The sequence below is a fragment of the Maribacter sp. Asnod1-A12 genome (assembly GCF_045063735.1).
Lineage (GTDB): Bacteria > Bacteroidota > Bacteroidia > Flavobacteriales > Flavobacteriaceae > Maribacter.
This window is the reverse complement of sequence record NZ_JBEFNZ010000006.1, coordinates 2,825,209-2,840,960: the sequence shown is the minus strand read 5'-3', so window position 1 is coordinate 2,840,960 and position 15,752 is coordinate 2,825,209. Positions and strand designations below refer to the sequence as shown.

Sequence of the window (15,752 nt, the reverse complement as noted above, 5' to 3'; positions counted from 1 at the left end):
GAAAAACCTGCAAGATTTTACAAATCTCACAGGTCTTCTTCTCCCTTCGGAGAACCAACTAACTAAAACTAACTACCTATTTTTTAAGAGTTATGGTCATTTCTTTTTTAAAGGATTGTAAACTGATTTTCTCCAATTCTAATTGTATGGTTTTATCTATCGTCCAGCTACCATTTTCAAGTTTCTCCACACGTATAACCTTGCCTTGTGCATTGAATTTTATGCGCAAGCTTTCATACTTTTTTAGGTACTCAGTTATTAGTTTGGTATACATCACTTTGAACTCCATCGTCAATTGTCTTTTTACATTCTTCTCTATTTCGTTTTCAAAATCTATGGTAAAGGTGCGTTTGAATTTGCTACTCTCTTTTACCTCAGCTTCTGCACCAACGGCTGAATTATTTACATTATTAGGCATTGGCAACGGTTGCTTCACTTTGGTCAATGTGCCATCTTCATTTACTATGGCTTCATCTACCGCTACAAAAGAAGTGTAGTTGGTAAGTAGGTTGTATTTCAATCCCAATTCAATTACTTCTGCTTTTACGTCTTCATTAAATAAGTTGCTGTAATCACCTAACTCCCCTATTTTCTTTCTTGCCCATAAGTAACGTAATGCTTTATTCGATTTACTTAATTGTCCGTCAGATACATTATATACTTCTCTAAATCGCTTCTTGCCTTGGTAACCGGTTACTATAATTTTCCCTTCTGCCTTGCCCCTATATTTTCCATGGATAACAACTGGTCTTGCCGCAAAAACATCTGGTATACTCTTTTGGGCTAGGTCATACATTTCAAAGCCTTTTGCCTCTACTTTTACTCTCGTCAATAATGGTGTAGCAATATATTTAGCAAAGTCTTTGGCTACTTCTGCCGCTTCTTCAGATGTCGTTGCAATAAAGGATTCACTATTAGAAACCTTTGCCATACCTTCTATTAAATACCTATTGACGCTAGAACCGATACCGAAGGTGAATACATTGGCTTTATCTAGATTAGTACTGATCAGCTCAAAAGCGTCTTTTTCTACACTTACGTAGCCATCTGTAATAATGACCATAGAACGGGCACTACCCATATCTTTTCTTGGTAGTTTATATGCTTCGTGTAGTGCACTTAGTAACTGAGTGCCTCCACCGCCTTGACCATCGGATAAAAAACGAATGGCTGCTTCAATATTCTGCTCGGTCGATTCTACCGGTGTGGGGCTGAAAACAGTTGAACTAGATGCGAATAACTGAACATTGAAGGTATCGCTCATTCGTAAATTGCAAAGTAGGTTTCGCATTAATTGTCTTGATACTTCTAAAGGGTATCCGTTCATAGAACCTGATACGTCTACAATAAATAAGTACTCACGTGCCGGAATATCTTCTAACTCCACATTTTTACTTGGCTCCATTTGATAGGTAAAGAAGTTCTCATCTTCCCCTTCATACATCAATAACCCCGTTTGTATTTGGTTTCCTCGTAAGTTATAATTCAATATAAAATCTCTGTTCGACGGATTCTTATTCCCTTCGGATAAAAAGACTTCAGCTGTTTTTGCATCAGGATGCTTTACGGTTACTTTATGACTTGTACTGTATATATTCTGTATGATCATACCCGCATTTAAGGTTACCGTCATATCAAAATCAAAACTATCTGCAATACCCTTTGTCGTGTATGGCATATTAAGGCTCTCTTCATTTTGAGTGCTCTCACCAGTAAACCTTGGACCCACAACACCTGGTGCTACAAATTGATATTCCCCATTTACAGGTACCAATATTTCTGTGTAATAGATATCTATGGCAATTTCATCGCCAGGCATAATATTACCCACATTCATTTTAAACACGTTGGGTCTGTCTTGGTCTAACTTCGCTGCTCGCTTGCCTTCGCTCAAAGCGGTTTCATATACTTTTTGGGCTTCTTGCTTTTCAAATATTTTGGCATTTACAATACGGTTACCAATAGTCATCTGCATTTTATGCACCGCTGCTTGTGTAGAAAGCGGAAATACATATTTTGCTTCTACTGCCCCTGCTCCTTTATTTTGATATACCTGTGTTACCCTAACATGAGCAATAGTACCAGATATTTCAACTTCTGTTTTTGAAGACTTTAAAGGTATTACGGCATCTTCTGTAGATACCAATAAATACGGACTGTCATTATCTTGAGAAAAGCCTGTGAAGATGGTGCAACACAGTAAAAAGGTGTAAAGTAGTTTCATGATCGTAGTTTTAGATTATTATTATTTGAAGTCAAATCTAACTGCGAACTACTCGTAAAATGGGTGCCTTTTAGTATTCGTTGGGTATGAACTAGAATTCGTAGTTCACTATAGCTTTTCAACTACTGACGAATATCATGTATCACTAATTCAATGATTTATACATTTATCGTATCAACAAACAACAATAAGGTCATGAGAAGAAATTTAGATGAAAAGGAAAGTGCAGCATTACTAAAGCAAAACTACATTGGTAGACTAGCCTATATTTCTGGTGGATGCCCACATATTGTACCTATCACCTATTTCTATGATGCAGATACCAACACCCTAACAAGCTATTCATCTGAAGGTCATAAGATTCAAGAAATGAGAAAAAACCCATCTGTGTGTTTATCTATAGATAATATTACCTCTATTTCTAATTGGAAATCTGTGTTGGTTCAAGGCACTTTTGAAGAACTTTCGCGTATTGACGCCAAGCATATGCTACATGAATTCTCTGAGGGCGTTAAAGAAGTAATATCAGAGAATTACGGTAAAAACCCTAAATGTATAAGTGAGTTTTCTGCAAAAATAGATACTGAAGTTGCTCCTATAATTTTTAGAATCAACATCAACCAGTTAATCGGAAAACTAAGAAACAAAAACTGATTTCATATTTACATTTTAGATCCATATGCCAAATCACCGGCATCTCCTATGCCCGGTATAATGTAGCCACGTGCATTCAATTCTGGATCTACAGCAGCAATCCATAAATGTGTACTTTCCGGGAAAATGTTTTTTATATAATCTATACCTGCCTTAGACCCAATTACCGATACAATATGAATTTGTTTTGGTGCGCCATGATCTTTTAAACCCTTTAATACATTTTCTAGGGTTCTGCCTGTTGCTAACATAGGATCTGTAAGTACAAGAACCTTACCTTCTAAAGAAGGTGCAGCAAAATAATCGACTACGACTTCAAAATCATCTTCGTTGTTTTCATGTTTACGATAGGCAGATATAAATGCATTTTCAGCCGCATCAAAATAATTTAAAAGTCCTTGATGTAATGGCAAACCCGCTCTTAAGATAGAGCATATAACTACTTGATCTTTACTTAAATACATAGATTTATTACCTAACGGAGTTTCTATATTTTTAGGATTATAAGATAGTTCTTTACTAAACTCATAACCTAGCACCTCTCCTATTCTTTCTATATTTCTACGAAATCTCATAGGGTCTTTTTGAACCTGTATATCGCGTATTTCTGAAATAAACTGATTAAGAACTGAATTTTGGTCTCCTAAATTATGAATGGTCATGAATGCAGATATTTATTCTAAAGTTATGTTTTGAAACTTAATCTTCAATTAAAGCACATAAAAATACACATTGTTGAACACAGATTTGACAAAATTTGATCATGATATTTATCATAGGATTTTTTTGTGTCCTCTTTTACTTTTAGGTGGTCAACAAATGAAAACTCATGAAACAAATATTATTACCTACCGATTTTTCTGAAAATGCCGATCATGCCATTTCGTATGCCTTAAATATATTCAAATGTGAACGTACCCATTTTTACTTCATTCATGCTTATGCAGATGAAGTATATGGACCTTATCATAATGTAGATAAGGATACATTCGTCAAACAAAAAAATAGTATTGCCGAGGAATCTGAGAATAAATTACAAAAGCTTGTTGCGGATACGCAAACAAAAACACATAACCCATTGCATAAATATGAGGCAATTTCTTCTTTTGAATCTTTGGTGGATGCTGTAAACAACTTCACCGATAAAAAGAACATAGACTTGGTAATTATGGGAACCAAGGGTAAAACTGCCAACTCTAAAATCTCCTTTGGCAGTAATACCGTGCAAGTATTTAAGTATGTGAAATGTCCGGTTTTGGCTGTACCTGATCAATATAGTTACAACCAACCTAAGAAAATACTGTTTCCAAGTAACTATATGCTTCCTTATAAACGTCGAGAATTAAAACTGTTGGATATTATGGCAGGAGAATTCAAAGCAGAAGTTATTAGTTTATACATCTCTGACTTTGAAGATTTAAGTCTTAGACAACTAGATAACAAAAAATTCTTAGAAGAATCTTTACCCCATGCTAGATTATCATTTACAAGAACGGGTGTCAAGAACAGGGCAAATGCGATTACCGAATATATAAAAGAGCATGATATAGATTTACTGGTAATGGTAAACTCAAGACATTCTTTTTTAGAAGATTTACTCTACCAATCCACAATTGATGAAATTGGTCTTTCCTCTACTACTCCGTTTATGGTAATGCAAAATCTACCTCGTTAATTAAAATTCTTCGTCCATGATTAAAATCCTAATTCCTACAGATTTCTCTAAAAATTCTTTAACGGCTATACGTTATGCCCTTAAATTATATAAAGACATAAATTGTACTTTTTATCTTTTAAATAGTTACATGCCTCCAGTATACCATACCGAATATTTAATGGGTAGCCCAGCGCAAATAGGTCTTGGAGATATCGTACAACAAAACTCGCAGGATAATCTTGAGAACCTGAAAGAAAAATTACAAAAAGAGTTTAAAAATCCTTTACATACTTTCATTACTCATTCTGCGCTAAACGTGCTTTCTAGTGAAGTTACCAGAACGGTGGAAGCTGAGGGTATAGATATTGTTGTAATGGGAACTCAGGGCGCTACAGGTGCCAAAGAAATTTTGTTAGGTACCAATACGGTGCACGTTATCAAAAATTCTAAATGTCCAGTTTTGGTCATTCCATCAAAATATGAATACGAAGCACCTACGCAAATACTTTTCCCAAATGATTTTGAAGTGTCATTAGATAAAAAAAGTTTGGCACAATTATTAAAGATCACCAATTCTCACGTATCGCAGGTAAATGTAATGCATGTTGATACTGGGGATGTTCTTACTCCTTCCCAGGAAAATAATAAAAAACAATTGAGTAAAGTATTATCTGAAAGCGGTTTTTTCCATGAAGTTAAATGTAATGAGATTATTGCGGCTATAAATGAATTTCAGATAAAGCAAAAAATAAACTTATTAGTCATGGTACAAAACAAGCATACCTTTTTAGAACGTTTGTTTATTGAGCCCGTAATCAAGAAAATAGGCTTTCATGTAACAGTGCCATTTTTAGTAATTCCACAATAATAACTATGAAAACCAAAAACATACTTGTAGCAACAGATTTTTCTAATGAAGCCTATAACGCGCTTTTTTATGCTACCCAGATTTTTGCGTCAACAGCATGCACATTTCATATAGTTCATGCCTATGATGATATAATTTTGAGTGCAAAAAACGCGCTATTTACAGGTAAGAAAGAGATGGAGCATTTACAAAACCAATCTCAAGAAAACTTGACGAAAACAGCACATAAAATTGTACTTGACACTGGTAATGAAATATACAAATTCAATACCATTTCTAGTAATGGTAGTCTTGCCAGTGTAATATCCAAAACGATAGATACTCATGATATTGATTTGGTAGTTATGGGTAACAAAGGTAAAACGGGCGCCAAAGAATTATTTATGGGCAGCAATACCATTCAAATTGCCAATACTATTACTACATGTCCCATTCTCGCCATACCTAGAGAAATTGCATTTAAACCTATTGAAGAAATCGCTTTTGTTACCGATTATAAAAAAGGATGTACTAAAAATTCTATTTCTATGCTGTTAGATATCGCGTCAATTTCAGATGCTTCAGTTGCGGTTCTGCATATTAATGAAGAGGAATTAATGACTTCTAAACAGGTATCCAATCAAAAACTATTAGATACCTGCTTATTAAATACACCGCACAGCTATGATGAGATTTGGAACTATGCCGATAAGGCAAATGTTATTCAAGATTTCATAGCTGAAAGAGAGATCAATATGTTGACAATGGCGTATCATAGAAGAAAATTCTTTGAACGTTTTTTACATGAGCCCGTAATTATGGATTTAAGTATCTATGCCACTATTCCGTTTCTAATTCTACCGGTACAAGACTGATATTTATCATATTGAATTAAAAACTGGAACACTATTTTTAGTACATATTTGAATTCAAAATAATGAAAAAAATAATCGTAATTATTTCTCTAATGCTAACAAGTTGCTCTTCTATTAATTTAGTTGAAAATTGGAAAAACCCAGATATCGTTTTATTCAATGCGAATAAAGTTCTTATCGTCGGCATGACACAAAATGATAATACACGAGAAAACTTTGAGACTAAACTACGAAAAGAGTTTACCAGTAGAAATATAGAAGCATGGCGCAGTTTAGATATTTTCGACCTGTCCCTGACTGATTCCCGTAAAACCGAAAAAGAACTAGACTATGTAGAACAAAGTCTTTTAGATAAAGATTTTGATGCCATTTTACTTACAAAAATCATAGGGTCTGAGAGTCGCGAAAATTTTATAAAATCTATCTCTAGATGGGATGACCACCAGTCTAGATTCAACGATGATTATTTAGAACACCAAGGTATTTATTACGATGACAACTACTACGACCAATATACTATTTACCATGCAGAGACTACATTATATTGCATTTGTGAAGGTAAAGAAAGAGCTATGATATGGAGGGGAATCATCGAAATCACTGAGCCTAACAATATTGATAAGGCAATTAAAGATTACGTTAAAATGATTATTGTTGCGATGGAAGATCAAGATTTGGTATTTACTTCTCAAGTTAATTAGTAAACCTAGAACAACGGACTCAGTACTTTACCTACACCTTCTTTGAGCTTTTTGCTCCAAGGTCTTTTGATATATTCATCATAGATTAATTCATTACTGATAAGACAATCCTTTAGAAAATCTTCTTTCAATTGTTTGGCAATTTGTTTGTGATACATAATTGCATTTACCTCATAATTTTGCTCAAAGCTTCGGTCATCTAAATTTGCCGTACCTATAGAAGATATGGCATCGTCACTCACCATTATTTTACTATGTAGAAAGCCGTCGGGGAAAAGATATATCTTAATACCTGCTTTTAAAAACAACTCAAAATAAGAATGTACAGACCAACTTACCACCTGGTTATCTGCCTTTTCAGAAACTAGCAGCCTAACATCTACCCCACTTAATGCCGCAGTTTGCAATGCCCTGACCAATGCCTGCCCTGGTATAATATATGGGTTGGTAATATAAATATAGTTCTTGGCCATATTTATCATAGAAAAATAAGTCTGCTCTAACACAGGAAAATCATCATCCGGTCCACCGGCAACAATTTGTACCAATTCAATAGAATTAGCATCTGGTTCAGCAGGCAGAGGTAGATTTATAGGTTCTAATAATTTTGTACTTACCAAATACCAGTCTGTCATAAATACTTGATCTAACTGCATGGCTGATAGTCCTATAAGTCTTAAATGCATATCATGCCATTTACCAAGACCAACCTGACCTTTTAAATATTTATCGGAAACATTAATACCACCGGTAAATGCAATTTCACCATCTACAACGATTATTTTTCGATGGTTTCTAAAATTCAATGAATAAAAGTACCTGCCAAATTTAAACGGTAAAAAAGAATATACTTCTACACCAATTTCTATAAGTTTCTTTAGGTATTTTTTACTTAAAGAGAAACTGCCAATGCCATCATAAATCATTCTTACCGATACACCTTGAGCTATCTTTTCTTCAAATAATGCCAAAAGTCTATTAGCTAGATCTCCGTCTTCATAAATGTAATATTGAATATGTATTCTGACTTTTGCTCCTTCTAATGCATCAAATATTGTTTCAAAAGTTGTTCTGCCGTCTTTCAATATTTTTAAATCATTACCTGAAGTTGGCGGAAAATGAGAATTCTTATAACTAAGTGTCATCAATTTACCATACTTACGCTCAAATACATTTTTCTGTTCCGGATTTGGCTTAGGTAATCTTTTGAACAAGTCTTTTTTATTCTGAATAAGCTTATACCTTCTTCTATTTCGACCCAATAATAAATAAAGGAAAATACCACCCACAGGTAGTGCAAAAATGGTTAAAAGCCAAGCTAGACTTTTTGTAGGCTTTGCACCATACAACAATATCGAAAATACAATAGACAATGCTACTACAATATAAATACCAATAAAAATTGAAGTCCACATGAGGTGCTTGTATTTTTAAGAAGTTTACAATTACTTCAAATCTCGTTAAACGGCAATGTAGCTGTCAATTTCTGAAAAAAACATGATAAATATTAGCCATTTAAAAATAGCATTTGTTCATAAATAATATTCTAAGTTTTTCATATAAATTTGAAGAGAATAAACTAGAATAAACATTGTTCCAAGTCTTAAATTATAGCATAAAAAAACCGAGATTTTCATCTCGGTCTTTTCTAAACTATTTTAAAGCCTTTCTAAGTTTTGCTTTTTTGTTTTCAAGTCTTTTGACCGAAGTGCTCAACTTGCTTTTTACTTTTTTGATTTCACTTTTCTTAGCATTTTTCTTTTTTGCTTTTTTCAATTCGCTTTTAAGACTTTCTACTTTTTTAGCTGATTTGGTAACTTGTTTAATCTCTGCTTTCATTCCTTTAGTTAATTTATATAGTGTTTAATTTAAAAAACTTCTTTAGAAAGTTATAGTCTTCAAAGTATCCTCTTCTCTAAAATTAAGTTGTGGTACTCATCTTATATTTTTAATCGCTATAACCTTATCACTGTTATATTATTTTATTTACACAAAATTAACATTAAATTTACATTGAAGCAAAACTTTATCTAACTGATTTCTTCAAATTAAACTAAAATCCTACAAGTCTATTAAATCAATTTACTTTACACGAAGATGACTTTGGTCTTAATTTTTCAACATAATTACCCAGGGCTATATCGAATTATAGACGAAACCCCATGACCTCACCTGTAAGTAAACGTACACACATGATTATGACCATCATGATAGTATGCATAAAGTTCTTAGTTACAGCCGTAATGAGTAATATGCTTGTTAAATTAGGAATTGCCCTATTTAAAGGTTCTAAAATAACTGGTAAATTAGTGGGCTATACTTTTACAGGTATTATTGTAGTTGGCTTTTTATATGCTGTGATTGCTAAATGAAATTATGCTTCTAAATTTCAGAATTATACTATATAATTTGTAATTGTCGCCTGTAGTAACTTCTCAAAAATCCTTAGTAACATTCCCATATAATTAATACTACTTTCAAAATCGTATTAAAAGTTTTGAGTTCGTTTTACGACTTAAAGCTCATCTGAATATAATTATGGAATGAATTTTATTAAAAAAACTTGGAATAAGTTCAAAGAACTTTTTAAACAAGGGCTTACTCCTAAGCAATTGTCATTAAGTATTACTGTTGCAATAGTTGTTTCTCTGTTTCCTATTTTTGGTATTTCAACAATAGTTCTTACTGCACTTGCTGTCAGGTACAAATTAAATCTACCCATAATGATTGCATTGAGCTATGTTGTGGAGCCTATTAAGGCACTTCTTTTTATTCCTTTTATCAATATTGGCGAAACACTTTTTGGAACGGCACATACCCTATTAACTTTTGAGGCTATAAAAGCAAGTTATGACCTTAGTTTTTGGAATACGCTAAGCTCGCTTTCATATGAATTACTCTGTGGTTTTGTAGGTTGGGGCTTAACTATTTTACCAGCTTCAATATTTTTTTACTTTTTATTGAAAGAAATGTTAAAATTTTTCGTCAAAGATTCTAAATCAACCAAATGAGTACAAACAAAACCATTCAATTTCTAGGATATCTAGGATTAATCGGATCAATTCTAGTAGGTATGGGAGAATATTTACTCCACTACTCTACTAATATTTTAGGACATTCAGAGAATTATGAATTCTTTGCCTTTGTAGACCTAGAGCATATGACTTTAGGTCACTTTTTAGCGGTCATTGGTCTACCTTTTTATTTTGCTGGGTACATTCATATATATCTAATGTTAAGATCAGGTAATGAAACATTAGCTAGATTGGTACTCGCCATTGGCTTTATTGCCTTTGCCGTTGGAGGCATATGGATTGGGTCTCGCTCTTCTATAGGTAACATTGTTCATCTTAAAGATTCCATGAACCCAGAAGTTTATAAAGATCTACTAGCGCATTATACAAATCATATGGAAGTATTAGTGCAAGCACTAAGGGTTATAGTTGCACTGCTATCTGTTGTTTTCATTGTTGCCATACTTAAAGGCGGTACGTACTATAAAAAATGGATGGCATTTTTCAGTCCAATTGTTATCTTAATTGCTGTGGCACTTGTTGGTTTAGCAATCCCGTCTATTGGTCAGCATACCTTACCAATTCTTATGAACATTACTCATTTTATACTTTTCAGCTTATCGCTATACCAACTACATATTCTTATAAAACCTTTACATAATGATTAAAAAGCTACTTAAAATAATAGGTACACTCCTATTGATGATGATAATCTTAGTCTTTTTCAGATTCTGGAGAGATTCTGTTTCTGATAAATACGATGTTAGTATTGAATCGGAGAAAATACCTGAATTTTCAAATGTACCCCTAGACTTTGTTCATAAATACACTAGTGAAAAATCACTTCCATTAGCTCCGTCAGCACTTATTGATATTGATAATGACAACATCGATGAAGTATTTTTTGGTGGAGGAATGAGCCAAGAAGATGCCATTTACGCATATCGAAATAATGAATTCGTACTAGTTTCAGAAGAAGTTGGTTTACCAAAAAAAGGCAACACCACAACTTCATTAGGAGTTGTTTCTGGAGATATGGACAATAATGGCTTTACTGACCTTATTATTGCTCGCGAAGATGGTCTTTGTATTTACTATAATGATGGAAAAAAGTTTACAGAAACAATCATTAATACACCTGTAAATAAAAAATCATCTCCTGCAGGAATTACCCTTGGTGATATTGATAAGGACGGAGATTTAGATATTTTCTTAGCTACCTACCTGCACAAAGAACTGATGGAGGGGCAAAACATTTTTGAACGCTATGATTATGGCTCTACAAGTGAGTTATTATTAAACAACGGTGATAATACTTTTAAGAGTATTACGAAAGCTGCTGGCTTAGACTACATACATAATACTTTTCAAGGGGTTTTAGTAGATATTGACAATGACTCTTGGTTAGATCTTGTTGTAGTTCATGATACCGGCGAAGCTAGAACATATAAAAATAACGGTGATTTGACTTTTACTATGCAATCGAATCCGTTAACTGGTAAGTTCGCTTACCCTATGGGGCTTGCAGTTGGTGATTATAATAATGACGGCTTGGTAGATTTTATGTTCTCTAATGTTGGTACTACCGCCCCAAATTTTATGGCAAGCGGTGACATTAAGGATAAATCCCTTTTTAATGATAAATGGATTCTGTTTAAAAATGAGGGCAATTTTGAATTTACCGATGCCGCAGAAGAGGCTAAAATTGCTGATTATGAGTTTTCATGGGGATGCACTTTTGCCGACATGAATAATGACGGACTACAAGATTTGATAGTTGCAGAAAATTATGTCGATTTTCCTTTCAGTAAAATATTTAAACTACCTGGGCGATTATTGATTCAAAAAGAAGACCACACTTTTGTACCAACAGAAACAGATAGTGGTGTTGAGAATCCTTTGTATGGTATAACCGCACTTGTAAGTGATTTTAATGCTGATGGACATTTAGACCTTATTTGGGCCAATATAGACGGTCCTTCAAATGCTTTTATCAATAAAGGAAATGCTAACAATTTTGTACAAGTAGATTTAGCAGATGCTGCAGAAGCTATGGGAGCTAAAGTTACCGTTGTTACACCAGATGAAACTTATACAGATTGGCTGGTAACCGGTGAAGGATTAGCGAGTGATCAAACTGCATTACTGCACTTTGGATTAGGCAAAACTCAGCATATCGATAAAATAACGGTAGCCTATTCAAATGGTAATAAAGACGAGATTATTTCGCCTAAAATTAATTCGGTTGTAGATGTTATCAAAGAACGTAATCAACAAATGCCAAATGATACTGTAGTAACAAACTTGAAAACAAAAAAATGATAGAATCTCTAAAAAGAATGTTCAATAAAAGATCTGACGAATTCGATAAAGTTCCTGAAGGTGTTTGTCCTAATTGTTGGGGTGACCAAGAATACGGAAACGTAGTTCGTAAAAAATATAAAGATCTACAGATTGAAGTTAATAATCACAGTAGTAAACATGCCTTTATTCAAAATTTTGTGGTTACCCATTTAACAGGTATACAGCTAAAAAGTAAGGTTAGCGGTCTAGAGTGCCCAACTTGTCATATAACCCCTAAAAATGAAAGCTAGTACTACTTTATTCTGGGTTATAAATATACTATTCCTCATCGGTCTTTTTGGTGCGGGTAGTCTAGTTATTACAGAATTTACAACAGGTGATGGCTGCCCCAAATTTGGGGCTGTGCCTGCTTGTTTAATCATCTTAATATGTTTTATACTTCCCTTTATTTCGCATTTGCTTAAAAAATGGAATCTCATTTATTTCTTATTTACCGGTATTGCAGCACTAATTGCTTTAGTGGCATCGGTAATGCAGTTTATAGGTAATGCAGAATGCCCTAAAACTGATTCAGGAATACCTATGTGCTATATATCGTTACTGATTTTCACATCACTTATCATCCTCAAAAAAATTCAACTTAATTACCTTAATAACAAGTAACTAAGTAACATAATTTACATTCTCCCTTTTTGTATTTAACGCTTATCTAAATTTAGCGAGACTCCAAAATCATACCACGTAGTAAAGAGTATTTTCCTTCACCACTATTTATACTTTATTAAACTATATTCAGTACCTGATTAGGTAGATTACTTCTAACTGGTTATTACTGTACTGTTTTTCTCTTTCGCAAAAACGTAACCTAAATACTACGTTCCACAAACTATTTTCAAATAGAATCAATTATATTTGAGTACACTCGGCGTAGTTGTAATTGTCTTTTATTTGAAATATTAAACAACTGATATCGTTCAATTAAAAAGCTTTTATACAGCTTCATAAATTTCAAGTCAAACATATATGAAAGATACCAAAGTAAGATGGCTACAAGACCTTAGAAGATTTGTTACACTTAAGAGCCAATTTATACTTTCTGGAAACACCAAAGACTTACAACTTATTGACAATGGTTTTGGCGGTTTCAACTGGCATCGGCTAGAAAATGCAATAGATATTGAACTTAAAAGTTTAGGGTACGCCCAAGTATTATACTACAATCCGTTAGACGGATTTGATATTCCTTTTTTTACCGGGAATGCCAATGAGAAAAAAGCCCTGTTCAACAAGCTGAACATACCGCTAAGCAGTCCCGCTAGTTTTAATAATCTAGATACTTTTAATAAAGTACTTCAATCTATAGTCAACTTTAAAGAAAGTCCTATTGCATTGATTGTAGATTTTGCATCGCAACTGCTTATGAATCCTGAAAGTTTGGTAAAAGCGGAGCACGATACTTTTAGTCTTGCAAACGTACTTTCACAAACCACAAATACAAGACCCCACGGTACTCCTCCCAGTCCATTTTACAATTCGGTAATTTGGATCGTAGATAAAGAAGGTGATCTACCTGATTGGATGGTGGTAAACAATCCTAAGATACGTCACATTCCCATTGAAAAACCAGACCACATTGTACGTAGAAGACTTGTAGATACATTGATACAGGGTTTTGGAAAACAGGATGAAGATGTAGATAAAATAGTGACCGATTTTGTAAATGAAACTGAAGGTCTATTACTTTTAGACCTTGTAGCAATAATTGAGCTTACAAGGGCAGAATCTATACCTATCACCCATATTGCCGATGCAGTACGTAGATACAAAGTTGGGGTTACAGAAGATCCTTGGATCAACATTGACCGAGAGAAAATTGTACAAGGAGAAACCTTTATTAAGACCCGTGTAAAAGGGCAAGATCATTCCGTGCAACATATTATGGATATTGTAAAAAGGGCTATTACCGGTGTTGGTTCTTCTAAACGAAATAGTCGACCTAGAGGTGTAGTATTCTTAGCAGGACCAACGGGTGTTGGTAAAACGGAATTGGCAAAAACACTGACCAGTTTACTTTTTGGAGACGAGAATGCATACATACGCTTTGATATGTCTGAGTTCAGCGCAGAGCATTCTGATCAGCGACTTTTAGGCGCACCTCCTGGGTATGTGGGTTATGATGTTGGCGGTGAATTAACCAATGCAGTACGCGAAAAACCCTTTAGCGTACTTCTATTTGATGAAATTGAAAAAGCGCATCCACGTATATTAGATAAGTTTCTACAGATACTTGACGATGGGGTTTTAACCAGCGGTCGTGGTGATAAGGTTTATTTCTCTGAAACCCTTATTATCTTCACATCTAATCTAGGTATTTACAAAAAAACAGCTACCGGCGGTCGTATAGCGCATACTTCTTATGAAGATCCTTTTGAAACCATTCAAGAAAAAATTAAATATGAAATAGAGAACTATTTCAAGTTTGAACTGAACAGACCTGAACTTCTAAATCGTATTGGTGATAATATTATCGTTTTTGACTACATAAGACCACATGTTGGCGAGATGATTTTTGATATGATGCTTGATAATCATTTAAAGGCCATTCAAAAGCAACTAAATATCACCCTGAATCTAGACGAATCTGTAAAAAAGGTTCTCAAAGAATTAGCCTTAAAAGACTTAAGTAATGGTGGTAGAGGTATTCGAAATAAAATAGAATATCACTTCATTACCCCTATTTCCCGCTCTCTTTTTAGTCTTGACCCTTCACCAAATGATGTTTTGAAAGCTACTGCTATTACTGTGGATAACACTGGCACAACTATCACCCTGCAAAAACAATAACCTTTATGGATATTCATATATCTAGAGTGCACTATCCCGTTACAACACTAGGACCTGGAAAACGGATAGGTATTTGGCTGCAAGGCTGTTCAATTCATTGCGAAGGTTGTATTTCTATGGATACTTGGCAATTTAACATCAACAAAGTAGCTATTAATGATTTAAAGCAAGTTTTAAAAGCTTGGTTACCGCAGTGCGACGGAATTACCATCACTGGTGGCGAACCTTTTGACCAAGAAATTGCACTAATAGAACTACTTGTATTCTTAAATTCTTTCAACAAGAATATCTTAGTGTATAGCGGCTATCCATTTGATGTGTTAAAGGAAAAAGAGCTGGTGCAAAATGGATTGATAGATGTTCTAATTTCTGAACCTTATGATCATAGTGAAAGTCAGACCAAACGACTTCTAGGTAGCGATAATCAAAAGGTTCATTTTTTAACAGCGTTAGGCAAAAGTGAATTTACTACGTACTTAGAACAACCCATAGAGAAAAAACTAGATATTCATATAACCCCAGAGACTATATGGATGGCAGGCATACCCATTGACGGAATGAATGAGATAACTCAAGTAAGTAAAGAAAATAATGTAACCCTATCTCACAGTCAAGCAGTGATTAAAAATTAA

The 15,752-nt window shown here is 34.0% G+C and carries 17 protein-coding genes; 13 read left to right on the top strand and 4 right to left on the bottom strand.

What is annotated here, in order from left to right; genetic code table 11:
• Positions 1-76: 76 nt before the first annotated feature.
• Positions 77-2,224, bottom strand: coding sequence for a VIT and vWA domain-containing protein (locus ACJJVP_RS11990; protein ID WP_405413958.1), 2,148 nt, complete (start codon positions 2,222-2,224; stop codon positions 77-79).
• A gap of 195 nt (positions 2,225-2,419) precedes the next feature.
• Between ACJJVP_RS11990 and ACJJVP_RS11985 the strand changes: the two genes are divergently transcribed.
• A complete protein-coding gene (locus ACJJVP_RS11985; RefSeq protein WP_405413956.1) occupies positions 2,420-2,878 on the top strand; it encodes a pyridoxamine 5'-phosphate oxidase family protein in 459 nt (152 codons plus the stop codon).
• Between the two features lie 8 nt (positions 2,879-2,886).
• Here the strand turns inward: ACJJVP_RS11985 and upp are convergent, their stop codons facing one another.
• A complete protein-coding gene (upp, locus tag ACJJVP_RS11980; RefSeq protein ID WP_405413954.1) occupies positions 2,887-3,540 on the bottom strand; it encodes a uracil phosphoribosyltransferase in 654 nt (217 codons plus the stop codon).
• 167 nt (positions 3,541-3,707) lie between these two features.
• Here upp and ACJJVP_RS11975 point away from each other — a divergent pair, with 167 nt between their 5' ends.
• The 4 genes from ACJJVP_RS11975 (at position 3,708) to ACJJVP_RS11960 (ending at position 6,958) form a co-directional block, all read left to right on the top strand.
• Positions 3,708-4,553 (top strand): universal stress protein, encoded by an 846-nt coding sequence (locus ACJJVP_RS11975; RefSeq protein WP_036155464.1) that lies wholly within the window; start codon positions 3,708-3,710, stop codon positions 4,551-4,553.
• A 16-nt stretch (positions 4,554-4,569) separates the two neighbouring features.
• On the top strand, positions 4,570-5,403 hold the full coding sequence (locus ACJJVP_RS11970; protein WP_405413952.1) for a universal stress protein: 834 nt from the start codon (positions 4,570-4,572) through the stop codon (positions 5,401-5,403).
• A 5-nt stretch (positions 5,404-5,408) separates the two neighbouring features.
• The gene (locus ACJJVP_RS11965) at positions 5,409-6,257 is read left to right on the top strand and encodes a universal stress protein (protein ID WP_405413950.1); all 849 of its coding nucleotides are present in this window, start codon (positions 5,409-5,411) and stop codon (positions 6,255-6,257) included.
• Positions 6,258-6,319: 62 nt separating this feature from the next.
• Complete coding sequence (locus ACJJVP_RS11960) at positions 6,320-6,958, top strand: hypothetical protein (RefSeq protein ID WP_405413948.1); 639 nt, start codon at positions 6,320-6,322, stop codon at positions 6,956-6,958.
• 5 nt (positions 6,959-6,963) lie between these two features.
• On the opposite strand, the gene cls is transcribed toward ACJJVP_RS11960, so the two are convergent.
• Both cls and ACJJVP_RS11950 read right to left on the bottom strand, forming a co-directional pair.
• Positions 6,964-8,373 carry a cardiolipin synthase gene (gene cls / locus ACJJVP_RS11955; protein WP_405413946.1) on the bottom strand — a complete coding sequence of 470 codons (1,410 nt, stop codon included), beginning with the start codon at positions 8,371-8,373 and terminating at the stop codon, positions 6,964-6,966.
• Between the two features lie 238 nt (positions 8,374-8,611).
• The gene (locus ACJJVP_RS11950; protein ID WP_396633989.1) at positions 8,612-8,797 is read right to left on the bottom strand and encodes a hypothetical protein; all 186 of its coding nucleotides are present in this window, start codon (positions 8,795-8,797) and stop codon (positions 8,612-8,614) included.
• 323 nt (positions 8,798-9,120) lie between these two features.
• Here ACJJVP_RS11950 and ACJJVP_RS11945 point away from each other — a divergent pair, with 323 nt between their 5' ends.
• The 8 genes from ACJJVP_RS11945 (at position 9,121) to ACJJVP_RS11910 (ending at position 15,752) form a co-directional block, all read left to right on the top strand.
• Positions 9,121-9,330 carry a hypothetical protein gene (locus tag ACJJVP_RS11945; protein ID WP_405413944.1) on the top strand — a complete coding sequence of 70 codons (210 nt, stop codon included), beginning with the start codon at positions 9,121-9,123 and terminating at the stop codon, positions 9,328-9,330.
• Positions 9,331-9,501: 171 nt separating this feature from the next.
• Complete coding sequence (locus ACJJVP_RS11940; protein ID WP_405413942.1) at positions 9,502-9,969, top strand: DUF2062 domain-containing protein; 468 nt, start codon at positions 9,502-9,504, stop codon at positions 9,967-9,969.
• The gene (locus ACJJVP_RS11935; RefSeq protein ID WP_405413940.1) at positions 9,966-10,640 is read left to right on the top strand and encodes a DUF6796 family protein; all 675 of its coding nucleotides are present in this window, start codon (positions 9,966-9,968) and stop codon (positions 10,638-10,640) included. Before ACJJVP_RS11940 ends, ACJJVP_RS11935 begins: the two co-directional genes overlap by 4 nt.
• Entirely contained in the window at positions 10,633-12,294 is a 1,662-nt protein-coding gene (locus ACJJVP_RS11930; protein ID WP_405413938.1) for a CRTAC1 family protein, read from the top strand. Before ACJJVP_RS11935 ends, ACJJVP_RS11930 begins: the two co-directional genes overlap by 8 nt.
• Positions 12,291-12,566 (top strand): hypothetical protein, encoded by a 276-nt coding sequence (locus tag ACJJVP_RS11925; RefSeq protein WP_405413936.1) that lies wholly within the window; start codon positions 12,291-12,293, stop codon positions 12,564-12,566. The genes ACJJVP_RS11930 and ACJJVP_RS11925 overlap by 4 nt, the downstream gene beginning before the upstream one ends.
• On the top strand, positions 12,556-12,939 hold the full coding sequence (locus ACJJVP_RS11920) for a hypothetical protein (protein WP_405413934.1): 384 nt from the start codon (positions 12,556-12,558) through the stop codon (positions 12,937-12,939). Before ACJJVP_RS11925 ends, ACJJVP_RS11920 begins: the two co-directional genes overlap by 11 nt.
• Before the next feature lie 360 nt (positions 12,940-13,299).
• Positions 13,300-15,120 (top strand): AAA family ATPase, encoded by a 1,821-nt coding sequence (locus ACJJVP_RS11915; protein ID WP_405413932.1) that lies wholly within the window; start codon positions 13,300-13,302, stop codon positions 15,118-15,120.
• Between the two features lie 5 nt (positions 15,121-15,125).
• Positions 15,126-15,752: a 4Fe-4S single cluster domain-containing protein gene (locus ACJJVP_RS11910; RefSeq protein ID WP_405413930.1), complete on the top strand. Its 627-nt coding sequence runs from the start codon at positions 15,126-15,128 to the stop codon at positions 15,750-15,752.